Here is a 16079-nt window from a genome sequence, read left to right as displayed (position 1 = left end):
CGGCTGGCGCTCAGTTGGCCACGAAGCCCATCGTGCCCGACGTGATGAGCCAGCCCGACGCGGTGTCGTTGTCCGCAGCGAGGGGAGACTGGAGCGTGTAGCTGACGCTGTCCGGCATCGGATACGCGCTCCAGTTCACCGAGACGTCGACCACGCTCGGGTCGGTGGCGGAGGTGCAAGGCATGCCGGCGCAGTCAGCGGGGGACCAGAGTCCCTGGGCCTGCGCCGCCTGCAAGAAGCCCGGATAGGGCGCGTACTGACTGCCTGGACTCATCACCGCGAGCACGTCCTGCGTGACGCCCTTGGGGTCATTGACGCGGAACAGGTGACTGCCCGGATAGACGACGTTGATGGGACCGCCCAGGAAGTCCCAAGCGGAGTCGTAGTTCCCGGGGTAGTTCGCCGACGCATACTCCTGAGGGAACAGGGTCTCCGACTGCGGGGCTTCAAAGCCAGACAGGGCGCCGGGCATCATGTGGATGACGATGACGTCCCCCGCGTGCACATAGGCCCCCGGCAACGTGGCCAACGTGCTGTTGCCATCAACCAGGGTCATCCCGTCCACGCTGCCCTCATTCAACACGACGAGTTCGAACAGGTCGCGACCTGCGTACAGATTGGGGGCGACCTCCGTCAGGCGCAGCCGGGCCGGGAGGCTGTACGCCAGGAAGCTCGCGCTGCCGTCCTGCGCCATCGGCGTGCCCCGCGTGTCGCGCAGGGCTCGACTCGCGGAGAGCGCGTAGTGCGTCCCCGGAACGTGCTCGCCCGTGGTCAGCTTCACCTCGCGGCCGTTCACCGTGGCGGAGGTCACCGGGATGCCAACGTCCCCCAAGGAGAACTGGCTGCCGTCCGCCTCCACGCTGTCGGGAGCCAGCGCGCGGTCGAAGCGGACCGTCACCTCGCCTGGACCCGTGCCTCGTGCCGACACCACGCGCGGCGCGGGACACGCAATCGAAGACACGGCCGAGACATCCCAGGCCGAGGGCTGGACCACCGTTGAACTGGACGGGGCCGAGTACAACCACAGCGGGGCCTGGACAGACACCGTGCACCCCGCGCCGAGCGCATGCGTGGCCTGGACGGACGCGAGCATCCGCAGGCGCAGGTTGCTGGTGGACGCGGAGCCCTGCGGCGTTCCGGCCGTGGAGAAACTGGCCTGCACGAAGCCCTGCCCCGCATTGCCGAAGTCTCCGGTGATGTCACCTCGCACAGTGATGAGCTTCGCCTCGTAGCTGGCCGCTGAAGCCATGAGGTCCACCGCGCTCACGTCCTGAACGAGCGACACCAGGGGTTGGTTGCGCGCGAAGACCTGGAGGTCGGAGATAGACACCGCGCGCTGCATCCCGTTGACGACCGTCTTCGCGGTGACCGTCAGCCCCACGAGGTCTCCCACGGCCAGGGGTGGCGACAGCGTGGACGGATCCACCGCGACGAAGAGCGCCGAGCCTCCCTGGCTCGCCTGGAGAAAGAAGCCCGCGGGATCGTTGCTGGTGTTGCCACCCTGCGGCGTCACGCCCGTGACGAAGGCGCCTCCGATGTGCAGCTTCAGTCCCGTGCCGCTGGCCGTGGTCCGGATGGCGGCGATCTGCGTGGAGACCGCACCCGGCGAATCGTGGACCGTATAGGACTGCGAGCCCGCGGACTCGATGTTGCCCAGCTTGTCCACCGAGGCATACCGAAGCTGCACGGTGCCGCGAATCGAGATGGGGTTGCTGTACGCCACGGCGGTGGCGCTGGTGTTCGGATCCGAGCCATCCAGCGTGTAGCGCGTGGTGGCGCAGCCGCTGCCCACGGCGTCATCGCAGCCGAGCGCGACGAAGAGGGGTGCCACGTAGGTGCCGCCCCCGGGGTTCGCCTGGGTCGTCGGCGGGATGCGATCGAACGCGTAGTGCTCGCTGCGAACCGCCTCCACGTTGCCCACCACATCCACCGAGTAGAAGCGCAGCGTGGTCTCTTCGGTCAGGTGCAGCGGCTCGGTGTAGCGCGGCGAGGTCGTCGTCGGAATGCTGCCATCCCGCGTGACGTAGGTCGCCTGGCAGCCGTTGGCGTCCGTGCACGTGAGCTTCACATCGACCGCGTCTCGAAACATCGCGCCCGCGGGGCTCGCCTGCGTGACAGGGCCCACCGTGTCCAGGTTGTACATCTCACTGACCACGGCGCCCGGCTTGCCGGTGGTGCTCACCGCGAGAAACCGCAGCTGCGTGCTGCTCGTGAGTTGAATCGGCGCGGTGTACTTCGTGGAGGCCGAGGTGGGAGTCGTACCATCCACTGTGTAGTGGATGGAGGCGCAGGGCCCCAGGCCCGGTCCGTCCACGCACGTGAGCATCACCTGCGGCCCGTCCTTGAACACCCCGCCCCGAGGACTCGCCGCGGCCTCCGGCACGGGCGCCTCCCACACATACGCCTCGGTCACCGGGGCCGAGGCGTTGCCCGCCACATCCGTCGCGAAGAAGCGCACCGTGGTGGTCGCGGACAGCGAGAGCGGCGCGGTGTAGCGCACCGAAGCCGTGGTCGGCGTGGAGCCATCGCGCGTGAAGTAGATGTCCTTGCACCCGGAACCCTGGCCGTCATCGCAGGACAGCGTCAGGGAGAGCGTGCCCTGGAACTTCCCACCAGGGCGTGAGGCCGTCACCGAGGGCGCCGCCGTATCGATGACATACGACTCCGTCTTCACCTGCTCCACGTTGCCCGCCGGGTCCACGGAGAAGAACCGGAGCTGCATCGACTGACCGACGATGAGCGGCGCGGTGTACCGAGGCGACTGCTTCGACGGGGTCGAACCATCGACCGTGTAATACGTGGCCGCGCAGAGTCCCCCTTGGTCGCGGCAGTCGAGCGACACGAAGCGCGAGCCATTGAAGGCGCCGCCTGGGGGCGAAGCGCTCGTCACCGGCGCCACCGTGTCGACGGGCTTCTGCACGATGGCGTACTGCTCCTGACGCGCGGCCTCGGCGTTGCCCGCCTTGTCCACCGAGAAGAAGCGCAGCGTCGTGTCCGCGCGCACCACGATGGCGGCCTGATACTTGGACGACTGCGCCGAGGGCGTCGAGCCATCGCTCGTGTAGTACGTGGCCGCGCACCCGCTGCCGCTGCCGTCATTGCAGGTCAGCTCGACCGAGACCTGGTTCGAGTAGGTGCCGCCGGTCGGATTGGCGTGCGTGCTCGGCGCGCTCGTATCGGAAGGCTCGGAGGGAGGCGGCGGCTCGTTCTTGCCACCACAACCACCCAGACACAGGAGCACCAGAGGCGCCCAGACGGGAAGGAGTCGAACGGCGAACGGGCGAGGCATCACATCTCCGGGAGAGCGGTTTGCTTCGCCCCAGCCCAGCGCAACGCCTTGCATGCTCCGCGCGCCAGACAGGGGCGCGCCAGCCTCTCACCGAACCCCGTCAGCGCTCAACACCTTGGATTCCACGCCACACGAGTCAGCGGCTCGCTCCCCGCCGGAACAGGAACAGACCCACTCCCAGACCCGTCACCCACTTCGCCGCCGCGGCCAGCGGAGTCCGCGCGAGGGCGACGGGGTGCGGCTCGGGCTCGTCCGGGACGCGGCCGTCCTGGGGCGGCTCCGTGACAGGCGTCCGCGGATTCGAGCGGGGCGTGGCGGGGCTCCCAGACTCCTGCGAGGGCCTGTCGAGGATGGCGTTGATCTCCGCGCCCAACAGCACGACCTGCGCGGAGATCCACATCCACAGCAGCAACACGATGACGCCACCAATGGCGCCATAGTTCACGTCGTATTTGCCGAAGTTGGCCACGTACGTGGAGAACCCCCACGAGGCGAGGATCCAGATGAGCACGCCCACCACCGAGCCCGGGGTGATGAGGCGGAAGCGCTGCGTCACGTTGGGCAGCACGTGATACAGCACCGCCCACAGGAACATCATCAGCACGCCCGCGACCGGCAGGCGCAGCCACAGCACCACGGACTCCGCTCGCCCCCCCAGCTTGCCCGCGAGAGCGGGGGTCGCCACCGCCACCGCCGCCGCGAGGATGGCCACGAGCGCGGTGACCAGCGTCGTCGTCACCGCGATGCCTCGCGTCTTCCAAAGGGGCCGCGTCTCCCGCACGCCATAGGCCGTGTTCAGCGCCGTCATCAACGCGGAGATCCCGCCGGACGCCGCCCACACCGCGCCCACGCCTCCCACCGTCAAGAGCCCCACCGGATTGCTGTCCGCGAGCGACTGGATGCGCTGGCTGAGAATGGCCGTCACCTCCTTGGGCGCCACCCGTGACAGCTCATGGATGAGTGTCTGGGCTTGATGCGGGTCAATGAGCACCCCCGCGAGCGAGACCAGGAACAGGAGGAACGGAAAGAGGGCCAGGATGCCGCGGAACGTCAGAGAGCCCGCGACGTCGCTGACATTGTCCCGTGTCCACTCGTTCTTGAGTTCCACGAGGAATGACTTCCACCCGATTCCCTTGCCGGGCAGGACCATGGGGCCTCCTCCGAGTGACCTGGAAGAGCATGGGCATCACCCGCCGCTCAGTCTGCCCCCTCGGCCCCGAGCCCCCGGCCGCCCGGTCGCCGGCCCACCGTGCCACCCGCAAAGCAAAACATGTTATCCCTCCCAGGAAGGTGCCATGCGCACGGTGCTCCCCTAGGCAGGGTGCCGTGCTTGGACGTTAGACCCTGGTGGGGGGACGGTGGCCTGGGGCTCGAAGCCTCCCTGTCTGAAGTGTCTTCTGAAGAGGACGCCATGTTCGTCTCATGCCTCCTGACGGTCAGCCTGGCGCTTGCTGCTGGCGCCACGCCCAGCTCCCCCGCCGAGCCCGCCACGGTGTGGCTCGTGCAACCGCTCTATCCCGGACAAGACGCGCTCGTGCAGCGCACCGAGTCCGGCATCACCGCCCTGCTCCCTCCCGAAACGCGCGACGCGCAGCGCGTGGGACGCGACGCGCTGACCACCTGGCTCAAAGGACGACGCGGCGATCTGCGCTGCGTCTCCAGCACGACGCGCTGCCGCGAGCCCTTCGAGACCTACGTCGCCTCGCTCGGCATCGAGCGCGTGGTGCTGGTGCAAGGCGGACAGGATGACGCGGGCTATCGCTTCCGCGCCGTCAGCGTGCGCACGGACACCGGCGCGCGCACGCAAGCCGAGGCCGCCAACCCCGTCTTCGAGAAAGCGCTCGCGGGCGCGCTGGTGAAGTTCCTCTCCATCAACGCGACCGTGGAAGCGGTGAGTCAGCCCTCGGGCGCCACCGTCTTCATCGACGGCGTGAAGGTGGGCACCAGCCCCTTCACCGCCGAGCTGCTCCCGGGCGAGCACACCTTCCGCTTTGAACTCGCGTCGCACCTGCCCTGGGAGGTCACGCGACAGGTGGGCTCGCGCGAGAAGGTGAAGGTCGAGCGCGCGCTGGAGAAGGTTCCCGCGCGGCTGGTGGTGAAGGCCGCGCCCGTGGGCACCGAGATCCTCGTGGACGGACAGCGCGTGGGCACCAACGCGGTGGACCAGGGCATCCAGCCAGGGACTCACACGCTCACGCTGGCGCAGGAGGGCTACCTGCCCCACGAAGTCCAAGCCGTCATCCAGCCAGGAGAGACCTTCACCCTGGAGCAGGCCCTGAAGCCGACGGGGTTCCAGTCCTTCAAGCTCGCCATGCGCGCGCGGCAGGAAGCCACGTACGACTTGAAGAGTTACCTGGAGGTCTCCCTCGAAGCGAACCGCCTCACCGGTTCCTCCGTGGAGACGCGCCCGGTCAACTCGCCGGATCCGCTCAAGTCCTTCCGCACCCAGGACGTGCGCGCGCCGGGCCGGCAGCGCGTCCAGGGGTTCGGGCTCGAGTACGGGCGCTACGGGAAGTTCTTCGGCGTGATGCTGGTGGGCGGCAGCTACTACACCACCGGCGACACGTGGACCCTGGGCGTCACGGTGCCAGACGAGGCCACCGGCGAGAGCGTGGACGCGGTGAAGAGCCGCGGCGCGTTGGACGTGAAGGCGCAGTTCCTGCGCGTGCGCGCGCTCCAGCCGCAGCTGCGATGGGTGCTCGGCCCCGTGGCCCTGTCCGCGCAGGCGGGACTGGAGCTGCAAGGCGTGCTGCTCAAGGAGCGCGGAGAAGGACAGCTCTTCTCCGACGGGCTCTACACGCTGGACGTGCACGCCATGGGGCAGGCCACCTTGCGCGTGTTCCTCTACGAGGGGCTCTACGCCTCCGCCGGGTACCAGCACAGCTTCTCGCTGACGAAGAACATCTCGGGCACCAGCAACTTCCGCGGAGGATTCGGCTATGCGTTCTGACCTGCGCCGCGTGTGTCTCCTCGCTGTCCTCGCGCTGTCCACCGCGAGCCTCGCGGAGCCATTGGTCGGCCCCTCGGTGGGCAATGGCGACGGGCTCGTGGCCGAGGGCCAGCGGCTCTACAACAAGAAGAAGTATGCGGAGTCCTCGCGCCTGTTCCTCCAGGCCACCCGCGCCAGCCCCGCCACGCTGCCGGCCTACTTGGGACTGGCGCGCTCGCGGCTCGGGGCGAAGGACGTGGCGGGCGCGTGCGTCGCGTATCGCGCCTATCTTCGCAGCGCTCCGGACATCCAGGACCGAGGCAAGGCCAAGCGCGAGCTGGAGCTGTGTGAGCGGCAGTTCAAGGCGGCGTACCGCAAGAAGAAGGCACCGGCCGATCTCACCGCGCGCCACGTGGAGCTGAAGTCCGCGTTCTTCACCGCGCTGGAGGCGGGCAAGCTCGTGGGGACCGGCTCGGCGGGAGATCTGCTGACCACGCTCGTGTCGCAGGGCTACCTGGGCGTGGACCTCGGAGAGATGGGGAGTCGGTTGAGCGCCGCGTGTCGAGCGGCCACCGAGACGCTCCATGGCAACGCGCTCGCGGGAGAGGCCGTGGAGCCCGAGCGGCTGCGCGAGGCCCGCGCACTGTTCGACCTCGCGCGAGATACGGGCGAGCCCGCGGCCCAGGCGGCCTCTCAGCTCCCGTTCCTGGAGGGACAGGGGGCGCTGCGCGCGGGAGATGCGCGCAAGGCCCAGGCCCTGTTCGCCCAGGCCGCCGCGGCGGCGCCCTCGCGTCCCGAGTACCGCGTGTGGCGCGCCTCCGCGCTCCAGCAGGCGGGAGACCTGCCGGGCGCGCTCGCGGTGATGGAGGCGGAGCTGCCACAGGACTCGCGCACGGACGTGCTGCGCGCGGCGACGGCGCAGTCGCAGTCACCCGAAGCCGGTGCGCGTGAGCTGGAGCGACTGCTCTTCCAGCGCTACGCCACCGCCCCCACCCGCTGACGAGGCGCGCCCGGACATGGCCATCCACATCTGCCAGCGCTGCGAGGCCCAGCACGACACCTGGAACGGCGCCTGCCCTGCATGCGGCGGCACCCAGCTGCTCACGCTCACGCCCACCGAGGACCGGATGCCGGGCCGCGTGGTGGCCGGGCGCTATCGCATCCTGCGGCGGCTGGGCCAGGGCGGCATGGGCTCCGTCTATCTGGCCGAGCAGGTGGGCATTGGCCAGCAGGTGGCGCTCAAGTTCCTCAACAGCGGCCTGTCCATGGATCCGGATGTAGCGCGGCGCTTCCTCAACGAGGCCAAGAGCTACGCGCGCGTGGCGCACCCCAACGCGGTGATGCTGCACGACTTCGGTCAGGACGAGGAAGGCGGCCTCTACATCTCCATGGAGTACGTGGAGGGAGACGACCTCAAGCGCTTGCTGCACGCGGCGGGGCGGCGGCCCGCGCACGAAGCGGGCGACATCATGCTCCAGGTCGCGGACGTGCTCGCGTATGCGCACGCGCGACAGGTCATCCACCGCGACCTCAAGCCCGAGAACATCATGGTCCGCCAGGGACTGCGCGGCTTCCATGTGAAGGTGCTCGACTTTGGCATCGCACGCATCGCGGACGGCGCGCCGCGCCTCACGGTGCAAGGCGCGGTGGCGGGGACGCCTCGCTACATGGCACCGGAGCAGGTGCTGGGCCTGGACGCCGACGCGCGCGCGGACGTGTACGCGGTGGGCATCGTCCTGTTCGAGATGCTCACCGGCCGGCAGCCCTTCGATGGGACCACCATCCCGGAGATCATGCAGAAGCAGGTGCACCAGCCCATGCCCCGGCTGGCGGACCTCTGCCCGGATCTTCAACTGCCCGCGCTCGACACCGTCATCCAGAAGGCCACCGCGAAGAATCGGGTCGAGCGCTACGCGACGATGGAGGCCTTCGCCTCGGACCTGAGCAACGCGCTGCCCACGCTGACGGGGCGCTCCGCGCTCAGCCTCACTCCGGTTCCAGGAGGCGCGCCCGCTGCGCCCCAGGCCCCCGGCACCCTCCTCTACGGAGACGGCACCGAGGCCACGCTCATTCGAGGCGCCACGCCCGCCGCCGCCACGCCCGCGGTGCCCATTCAACTCACCCAGCCCGCGCCAGGTGCAACGCCCGCTGCGCGCACGCAGCCAGTAACGGCTGCCACGCCCGCAGCGCCGAGTTCGCTCCCCCAGCCTGCGCCTGGCGCGCGTCCCCTCTCCGACGGCTTGGACAAGACCGCGCTGCCGGCATCGCCGTACGCCGCGCCCTCGAACCGACGGAGCGGTCTGCTGAGCGCAATCGTGGTGGGCGGCATCATGATGGCCGCGGGACTGGGCGTCGTGCATCTGCGCACCCCTCCAGCGGAAGGAAGCGGCGCTACGTCCCCACAGCAGCCCGCGCTCGGCGCCACTGGCGGGACAGCACCCTCGGTGGGCGCGACAACCCCGAGCGGCGCCGCACCGCCCTCGGCGGGAACCGAATCACCGACTCCAGATGGGACTGCCGCGCCCCCGACCGGAACGGTACCCGCCATCGCGACGCCCGTGGTCGGCGCAGGAACGGACTCCGCTCCACCGCCTACGGACGCCGTGCCCCGACCTCCGAGCCCCGCGACACCTGATGAACAACGTCAGGCGCGTGAGCTGCTCTTCCGCGCCAACCTCGAGCTGGCCACAGGCAAGCTGGGCGATGCGCAGGCCATCCTCGACAGCGCGCCGGAGCTGGCGGCGGCGGAGCCTCGACTGGAGGAGCTGCGCGCGAACGTCTCGAAGGCCACCGCGCTGATGAACCGAGGCAACACCCAGGCCCGCGATGGAGCCTGCGAGTCCGCCATCCGCACGTATCGCGAGGTCCTGAAGCTGTTCCCCAAGGCGCGCGATGCCCAGTCCGCCATCTCGCGCTGCAAGGCCGACCTGCCTCCCGAGATCGCTCCCTGAGAGGCAGTCACTCAGCCCGCGAACACCGGCAGCAACGGAGCATCCTTCAGCCGAGGCGCCCGAGCATCCTTGGGCGACAGGAGCGGCGGATTCACCGGCCAGGGAATGCCCAGGTCCGGATCATTCCACGCGATGCCGTGCTCGCAGTTCGGCGCATACAGCGCCGTGCACTTGTAAGAGAAGTCCGCCGAGTCGCTCAGCACGCAGAAGCCGTGCGCGAAGCCCGGAGGCACCCAGAGCTGGCGCTTGTTGTCCGCGGACAGCTCCACCGCCATCCACTGGCCGAAGTGCGGCGAGCCTCGGCGGATGTCCACGGCCACGTCCCACACCGCGCCCGCGAGGACCTGCACCAGCTTCCCCTGCGCCTGCGGCTCCTGGAAGTGCAGCCCGCGCAGCGTGCCCTTCACCGAGCGCGACAGGTTGTCCTGCACGAAGGGCCCCGGGATGCCCGCGTCCGCGTAGCGGCCCGCGTGGAACGTCTCCAGGAAGAAGCCCCGGTCATCGCCAAACACCTTCGGCTCCAGGAGCAACACTCCGGGAAGCTCGGTGGGAATCACCTTCACGACACCGCTCCTCGATTCTCGCTGAGCGCCAGCAGGTACTGGCCGTACTCGTTCTTTCGCATGGGCTCGGCCAGACGGGCGAGCTGCGCCGCGTCGATGTACCCCATGCGAAAGGCAATCTCTTCCAGGCACGCCACCTTCAGGCCCTGCCGCTGCTCGATGATCTGGATGAAGTTGGACGCCTGCATGAGCGACTCATGCGTGCCCGTGTCCAGCCACGCATACCCGCGCCCCATCAACTCCACGGTGAGCTGGCCCCGACGCATGTACTCCGCGTTGACGTCGGTGATCTCCAGCTCGCCTCGGCGGCTCGGCTTCAGGTCGCGGGCGATCTCCACCACCTGGTTGTCATAGAAGTACAAGCCCGTGACGGCGTAGTTCGACTTGGGCCGGACCGGCTTCTCCTCGATGCTCAGCGCGCGCTGCTGGGCATCCAGCTCCACCACGCCGTAGCGCTCCGGATCCTTCACGTAGTACCCGAACACCGTCGCGCCCGAGGCCCGCCGCGCCGCGCGCTGCACCTGCTCGCTCAGGCCGTGCCCGTAGAAGATGTTGTCGCCCAGGATGAGCGACACCGGATCCTTCCCGACGAAGTCGCGCCCAATCACGAACGCCTGCGCCAGACCTTCCGGTCGCGGCTGCTCGGCGTACTGAAAGGACACGCCCCACTGAGAGCCGTCCCCCAACAGCTCGCGGAAGCGCGGCAGGTCCTGCGGCGTGGAGATGATGAGCAGCTCCCGGATGCCCGCCAGCATCAGCGTGGACACCGGGTAGTAGATCATCGGCTTGTCGTGTACGGGCAGCAGCTGCTTGCTCACCACGCGCGTCAGCGGGTACAGGCGCGTGCCCGAGCCCCCCGCGAGGACGATTCCCTTCATGGCCGCACCTCGCGCGCCGCCTTCCATGCCGCGTGGAAGCGCGACAGGGAATCTCCGAGCGCCATCGGTCGCTGCGTCAGCTGCGCCCGCGCCTTGTCCGTCTTCAAGCCACTGCGCAGAGGCCTCGGCGCCGGGAGCTTCAGGTCGGCCATCCGCGTCGGGACAATCAACGCGGGGTCAAAGCCAAACACCCCGCACACCGCGCGCCCGAAGGCCACGCGGTCCAACACCTCGGCGCCGCACGTGTTCCACACGCCGCCCAGGCGCCGTGCTCCCAGCTCCACCAACATGGCCGCCACGTTGTCCGCGAGGCTCGGGGACACCACCTGGTCCTCGAAGAGCTTCACGGGCTGCCCCTTCTCCAGTGCGCCCACCAGCCACGCGCCGAAGTTCACCCGGCCCTCCACCGCGGGCCAGCCATACACCACCGCCGTACGCGCAATCGCACAGCCCGGCGCGAGCACCCGCGCGGCCTGCTCGCCCATGTGCTTGGTGATGGCATACACGCCACGCGGGTTGGGCACCGCCTCCTCGTCATACGGCCCCGCGTCTCCATCGAAGACGTAGTCCGTGGACACGTGCACCAGGTGCGCCCCCGCCTTGCGCGCGGCCCGCGCCACGAAGGCTGTCGCGGAGACATTGCCGGCGTACGCCGCCTCGGGGTCCTTCTCGCACGCGTCCACCTCCGTCATGGAGGCGCAGTGGAGGATGACCTCAGGCGAGGCCGCGCTGACGGCCTCCACCACCTCCGCCTCGCGCGTCAGGTCCACCGACGCGTAGCGGAAGTCACCGGCGGCGCGGCGCGGGCCTCGGCCCAACCCCACCACCTCGTGTCCCTCGTGGGCCAGCTGCGCGCACGCCCGCCGCCCTACCAGTCCGTTCGAGCCCGTGACGAGAAAGCGCATGGTGGCCTCAGGCTCCCCGGCCGTGGAGCCGCGTCTGGTATTGCGTGTCGAAGTACTGCCGATACGCGCCGCTCATCACGCGCTCCCACCACGCCGGGTTGTCCACGTACCAGCGCACCGTCTGCTCCAGGCCCTGCTCGAAGGTGTGCGCCGCCTTCCAGCCCAGCTCCGCGCGAATCTTCGACGGGTCAATGGCATAGCGCCGGTCGTGCCCCGGCCGGTCCGTCACGAAGCGGATGAGGGACTCGGGCTTGCCCAGCAGCGCGAGGATGCTCCGGACGATCTCCAGGTTGCGGCGCTCCGCGCCCCCGCCAATGTTGTAGACGTCGCCCGCCCGCCCCTTCTCCAGCGCGAGCAGCAATGCCTGACAGTGGTCCTCCACGTGCAACCAATCGCGCACGTTGCCGCCATCGCCATACACGGGCAGCGGCTTGTCGTGCAGCGCATTGACGACCATCAAGGGGATCAGCTTCTCGGGGAACTGATAGCGCCCGTAGTTGTTCGAGCAGCGCGTCACCACCACGTCGAGCTGGAACGTGTGGTGGTACGCGAGCGCCACCAGGTCCGAACTCGTCTTCGAAGCCGAGTAGGGGCTGGAGGGCTGCAGCGGCGAGGACTCGGTGAAGGCGCCCGTCGGGCCGAGCGAACCATAGACCTCGTCGGTGGACACCATCAGGAAGCGCCGCACGCCCCGCGCACGAGATGCCTCCAACAGCCGCTGGGTGCCCAGCACGTTCGTGGTGATGAACACCTCGGGCCCGAGGATGGAGCGATCGACGTGGCTCTCGGCCGCCAGGTGCATCACCGCGTCGATGGAATGTTGCGCCATCAGGTGCTCGACCAGCTCGCGGTTGCCGATGTCGCCGCGAACGAAGACGTGGCCGGGGTCACCCTCCAGGTCCGCGAGCGTCTCCAGGTTGCCCGCGTAGGTGAGCCGGTCCAGGTTGACGACCTTCCAGTCCGGTCGCTCGCGGCGCAGGTACTTCACGAGGTTGGAGCCGATGAAGCCACAGCCGCCTGTCACCAGAACGTTCATTCCCAATTCCCGAGGGCCCGCCACGTGAGAAGACGAGCCTGCGTACTGGAGGGGGTCCCCCCCGTCAAGGCGCCGCGAGAGGCGCCCCTGTACGTCGGGACAGGAGGATTGTAAGGGTGCCGCCCGTGAAGACTCGGCCAGAGGCGGCGGGGACCAACGGGCCCCGACACATCCACCAGTTCGTTGCCCGGCTGGCCTGGGGAGATGCGGTCGGCAACCAGGTCCGCTACCTGCAGAGCCTGCTGCGCTCCTGGGGCCATGTCTCGGAAATCTACGCGGAGCAGTGGGACGACACGTGCCGGGATCAGGTCCGCCCCGCGCGTGACTATCCCCGCGAGGCCTCGCGAGACTCGGTGCTCATCGTCCACCACAGCTTCGAGTCGCGCATGGTGCCGATGATCGCCCGGTCGCCCGGCCGCAAGCTTCTCGTGTACCACAACGTCACGCCCGCCCGGCTCTTCGAGGGCTTCGAGCGCAAGGTGGCGATCGCCTGCGACGCGGCCCGCGCCGAGCTGCTCGCCATGCGCGAGCACATGGACGCGGCCTTCGCCTACTCGCGCTTCAGCGCCGAGGAGCTGGCCGCCGCGGGATACCGCCACGTCGCCGTGCTGCCCTTCGCCATCGACTGGAGCAGCTTCGACACGCCCCCGGATGCCACGCTCCAGGCCGAGCTGGATGACGGCTGCGCCAACATCCTCTTCGTGGGCCGAGCCGTGCCCAGCAAGCGCATGGACGACGTGCTGCGCGTCTTCACCGCGTACCAGCGCCTGTACCAACCCCGAAGCCGCCTGCTCATCGCGGGCGCGCTCAACCGGGACTCGCCCTACGGCGCGTTCCTCCTGGGCCTCAAGGACCTCTTGGGCCCCGAGCGCGTCCACTTCCTCGGCCGCGTGAGCGCCGCGCAGCTCTCCGCGTGCTTCTCCGTGGCCACGGCCTACGTGTCCATGAGCCGCCACGAGGGCTTCGGCGTGCCCCTCCTGGAGGCCATGTACCGAGGCGTCCCCGTCGTGGCCCATGCCGCCGCCGCCGTGCCCGAGACGATGGGCGGCGCGGGCATCGCGACGTTCTCGCGAGATCCGATGGAGGTCGCGCAGCTCCTCGCCGTGCTGGAGCGCTCGGGAGCCCTCCGCACCCAGGTCATTGACGCGCAGCGGGCCCGCGTGGCCGCGTTCTCCCAGGACACCGTCGCCGAGCAGGTGCGCGAGGCCCTGTCCGACTGCTTCGAGGGGCGCATGCCGGCCCTCCCCTCGCCTCCCGCGCCCGCCCGCATCGAACTCATCTGCCCCGGCTACTCCCTGCGGCCCGACGCGCCCATGTCACGGCTGGCCCGCGCGCTCGCATCGCGCGTGCCCGAGGCGCGCGTGCTGGCCCTGCGTCCCCGCACCGTCGCGCCGCGCGCCGCACCGGGTCCCGAGGACGTCGAGGGACCACCCGTGTGGCACTTCACGGCGGATCAACCCGTGGGACTCCCCGCGGAGCCCCTGCCCGGCTCCTCCGCGCTGGAGACCGCCGCACGCGCATCGTCCGCGCCCCATGTCTACCTGGGCGTGGACACCGAGGTCGCGTCAACGCTGCTGCCTCTCACCTCCGCGCCAGCGTGGGGTGTGCGAGCCACCAGCGAGGCGCGCGCGGAGGGCGACGCATCCCATCGCTTGGGAGCGCGCCTGTTCGAGCTTGCGCCCGAGCACATCGAGTCCACGGTCGAAGCCCTGTTCCAATCCCTCTCTTCCCGAGGCGGCCCCCTGCATGAACGCGGATGATCTGCTGACCCAGTCGCCCACGGCGGAGGCCGTCGCCGCCCAAACGCGTCAGCTCCCCGAGCCCGACCCGAAGGCGAAACAGGCCCTGAGAGAAGCGCTGGAGTCCTCCACGCGGACGCCGGTGGCCGCCGAGTGGCCGACCCTGCTCCAAGAGGCGCGCGGGAAGATGGACTCGCGCCACGCCGAGCCCGCCACGTCCCACCGTCCCGGCGTGGGCCCGGTGCTGGTGGCCGTCAAGCGCGCCTTCCGCTTCACGTTCCAGCCCTTCATCAACGAGATGCTGCGGCGTCAGGTGGAGTTCAACGAGTCCATCCTCGACGCCCTCGCCACCGTCATCGAGAACCAGCGGGAGCACGCGCGCACGCAGGCCCAGTGGCGCCGAGACGTGGAGGCACGACTCGCGCGCCTCGAACCTGGCGCGAAGGCACGCGGCGCGACGAAGCGCTGAGCCGCGTCCCTCCCGCTTCACTCCGTGGGGACGGACACCGGGGTCGCCTGCGGCATGGAGCGCAGGCGCAGCCCCAGGAGCGCGGACGCGACCTTCGTCATGAAGCGCAGGCTCTTGATGCCGCTGAGGCTGGAGGTGCCCGTCGTGCGCGGGCTCATCACCACCGCGGTCTCCTCCACGCGCAGTCCATTCAGCGCCACCAGCGCGATGGACTCGGGCTCCGGGTACTCATCCGGCATCCAGCGCAGCAGCGTGGCCATGGCGCGCGGCGAGTAGACGCGGAAACCGGACGTCGGATCCGACACGCGAGCGCCGCGGCCGAAGAGGCCCAGGAGCGTGCTGACCACGATGCCGCCCGCGCGGCGCATGCGCGTGGTGCTGGCCAGCGTGTCATTGCCCTCCGCGCCGCCGCCCGCGAACCGCGAGCCGATGAGCAGATCCACGGAGCGCTCGCGAGCCACGCGAACCACCTCGGGGATGGACTCGATGGGATGCTGGCCATCCGAGTCACACTGCACCGCGAAGTGCGCGCCCGTCCGCTGCGCGATGAGAAAGCCCGTGCGCAGACCGCCCGCCACACCGATGTTCGTGTGGTGCGTCACGTGGTTCTGCGGAGCCAGCCGCCGCAGCACGGCGGGCGTGGCATCCACCGAGCCGTCATTGACGATGCAGAAGTCCAGGTCCAGCTCGGGCGTCGCGCGCTGGAGCGCCGTGAGGCGCGGCACGAGCACGGGGAGGCTCTCCGACTCGTTGTAGCAAGGCAGCACGACGAGCACGCGCGTCCGCGTGTCCGAGGCCTCACGCGACGGGAACGTGTCCGCCGCCAGCGAGGAGACCATGCGCACCATCTGCCGGCGCAGGCCGTTGTTCTCCGCGTACTGCTCGAGCATCTGCACGAACAGGAACATGGTCAGTCCCGCGAGCACCATGTTGCTGACCAGGGTGATGCCCAGCAGGTGCGCCACCGGCAGCAGCCAATCCGGACGGATGGCCGCGACCAGGATGAAGCCACTGACCAGGTACCAGGTGACGGCATGCCGAGCCGCCAGCCACGAGCCGAACTGGGAGAAGATCCACCCAAAGAAAGCCACGGCCACGCAGATGAATAGCAGCGACACGTTGGAGTGCTCCTCAAGCCCCCATCGTCCGGTCACGAGGGAGGCGCGTGGGTGAAAGGGAAAGGCGGTCCGTGCACCGCTGTCCATCCCACATTGAATCCGCCCTCCTTACGGCACCAGGCATCGTGGCGCAATCCCCCGCCCCATCCCGCGGGCAGAGTTCAGGCGGAGCATGCCCAAGGGCGCCAATCAGGCATCTGCG

Annotated in this window: 12 protein-coding genes; 5 read left to right on the top strand and 7 right to left on the bottom strand. The window is 69.5% G+C overall.

Translation table 11 applies throughout. The features are described from left to right. Nucleotides 1-10: 10 nt before the first annotated feature. Together JGU66_25080 and JGU66_25075 are read right to left on the bottom strand one after the other, a co-directional pair. Nucleotides 11-3289 (bottom strand): chitobiase/beta-hexosaminidase C-terminal domain-containing protein, encoded by a 3279-nt coding sequence (locus JGU66_25080; protein MBJ6764060.1) that lies wholly within the window; start codon nt 3287-3289, stop codon nt 11-13. Nucleotides 3290-3425: 136 nt separating this feature from the next. Beyond that, on the bottom strand, nt 3426-4439 hold the full coding sequence (locus JGU66_25075; protein ID MBJ6764059.1) for a YihY/virulence factor BrkB family protein: 1014 nt from the start codon (nt 4437-4439) through the stop codon (nt 3426-3428). A 99-nt stretch (nt 4440-4538) separates the two neighbouring features. Here JGU66_25075 and JGU66_25070 point away from each other — a divergent pair, with 99 nt between their 5' ends. The 3 genes from JGU66_25070 to JGU66_25060 are packed head-to-tail and all read left to right on the top strand — an operon-like array spanning nt 4539 to nt 9169. Further along, nucleotides 4539-6239 (top strand): PEGA domain-containing protein, encoded by a 1701-nt coding sequence (locus JGU66_25070; GenBank protein ID MBJ6764058.1) that lies wholly within the window; start codon nt 4539-4541, stop codon nt 6237-6239. Next, on the top strand, nt 6229-7218 hold the full coding sequence (locus JGU66_25065) for a tetratricopeptide repeat protein (protein ID MBJ6764057.1): 990 nt from the start codon (nt 6229-6231) through the stop codon (nt 7216-7218). Before JGU66_25070 ends, JGU66_25065 begins: the two co-directional genes overlap by 11 nt. A 16-nt stretch (nt 7219-7234) precedes the next feature. Then, nucleotides 7235-9169: a protein kinase gene (locus tag JGU66_25060; protein MBJ6764056.1), complete on the top strand. Its 1935-nt coding sequence runs from the start codon at nt 7235-7237 to the stop codon at nt 9167-9169. Between the two features lie 11 nt (nt 9170-9180). On the opposite strand, the gene rfbC is transcribed toward JGU66_25060, so the two are convergent. The 4 genes from rfbC to rfbB are packed head-to-tail and all read right to left on the bottom strand — an operon-like array spanning nt 9181 to nt 12551. Then, nucleotides 9181-9732: a dTDP-4-dehydrorhamnose 3,5-epimerase gene (gene rfbC, locus JGU66_25055; protein ID MBJ6764055.1), complete on the bottom strand. Its 552-nt coding sequence runs from the start codon at nt 9730-9732 to the stop codon at nt 9181-9183. Then, complete coding sequence (gene rfbA, locus JGU66_25050; protein MBJ6764054.1) at nt 9729-10610, bottom strand: glucose-1-phosphate thymidylyltransferase RfbA; 882 nt, start codon at nt 10608-10610, stop codon at nt 9729-9731. The genes rfbC and rfbA overlap by 4 nt, the downstream gene beginning before the upstream one ends. Then, nucleotides 10607-11515: an SDR family oxidoreductase gene (locus tag JGU66_25045; protein ID MBJ6764053.1), complete on the bottom strand. Its 909-nt coding sequence runs from the start codon at nt 11513-11515 to the stop codon at nt 10607-10609. Before JGU66_25045 ends, rfbA begins: the two co-directional genes overlap by 4 nt. A gap of 7 nt (nt 11516-11522) precedes the next feature. Beyond that, nucleotides 11523-12551 (bottom strand): dTDP-glucose 4,6-dehydratase, encoded by a 1029-nt coding sequence (rfbB, locus tag JGU66_25040; protein MBJ6764052.1) that lies wholly within the window; start codon nt 12549-12551, stop codon nt 11523-11525. Between the two features lie 125 nt (nt 12552-12676). Here rfbB and JGU66_25035 point away from each other — a divergent pair, with 125 nt between their 5' ends. Next, the gene (locus tag JGU66_25035; protein ID MBJ6764051.1) at nt 12677-14311 is read left to right on the top strand and encodes a glycosyltransferase; all 1635 of its coding nucleotides are present in this window, start codon (nt 12677-12679) and stop codon (nt 14309-14311) included. Beyond that, nucleotides 14298-14759: a hypothetical protein gene (locus JGU66_25030; GenBank protein ID MBJ6764050.1), complete on the top strand. Its 462-nt coding sequence runs from the start codon at nt 14298-14300 to the stop codon at nt 14757-14759. The genes JGU66_25035 and JGU66_25030 overlap by 14 nt, the downstream gene beginning before the upstream one ends. 17 nt (nt 14760-14776) lie before the next feature. On the opposite strand, the gene JGU66_25025 is transcribed toward JGU66_25030, so the two are convergent. Further along, nucleotides 14777-15964 (bottom strand): DUF2304 family protein, encoded by a 1188-nt coding sequence (locus JGU66_25025; protein ID MBJ6764049.1) that lies wholly within the window; start codon nt 15962-15964, stop codon nt 14777-14779. Between the last annotated feature and the right edge of the window lie 115 nt (nt 15965-16079).

This window comes from Myxococcaceae bacterium JPH2 (genome assembly GCA_016458225.1).
Classification (GTDB): domain Bacteria; phylum Myxococcota; class Myxococcia; order Myxococcales; family Myxococcaceae; genus Citreicoccus.
The sequence above is the reverse complement of the archived record's forward strand: the minus strand, read 5'-3'. Positions and strand labels throughout refer to the sequence as shown.

What these genes read in the sequence shown, in the direction of transcription:
- rfbA (MBJ6764054.1), bottom strand. Translation starts at nt 10,610, where the DNA reads ATGAAGGGAATCGTCCTCGCGGGGGGCTCGGGCACGCGCCTGTACCCG.
- JGU66_25045 (MBJ6764053.1), bottom strand. Translation starts at nt 11,515, where the DNA reads ATGCGCTTTCTCGTCACGGGCTCGAACGGACTGGTAGGGCGGCGGGCG.
- rfbB (MBJ6764052.1), bottom strand. Translation starts at nt 12,551, where the DNA reads ATGAACGTTCTGGTGACAGGCGGCTGTGGCTTCATCGGCTCCAACCTC.
- JGU66_25075 (MBJ6764059.1), bottom strand. Translation starts at nt 4,439, where the DNA reads ATGGTCCTGCCCGGCAAGGGAATCGGGTGGAAGTCATTCCTCGTGGAA.
- JGU66_25025 (MBJ6764049.1), bottom strand. Translation starts at nt 15,964, where the DNA reads ATGGACAGCGGTGCACGGACCGCCTTTCCCTTTCACCCACGCGCCTCC.
- JGU66_25065 (MBJ6764057.1), top strand. Translation starts at nt 6,229, where the DNA reads ATGCGTTCTGACCTGCGCCGCGTGTGTCTCCTCGCTGTCCTCGCGCTG.
- JGU66_25060 (MBJ6764056.1), top strand. Translation starts at nt 7,235, where the DNA reads ATGGCCATCCACATCTGCCAGCGCTGCGAGGCCCAGCACGACACCTGG.
- JGU66_25080 (MBJ6764060.1), bottom strand. Translation starts at nt 3,289, where the DNA reads ATGCCTCGCCCGTTCGCCGTTCGACTCCTTCCCGTCTGGGCGCCTCTG.
- JGU66_25030 (MBJ6764050.1), top strand. Translation starts at nt 14,298, where the DNA reads ATGAACGCGGATGATCTGCTGACCCAGTCGCCCACGGCGGAGGCCGTC.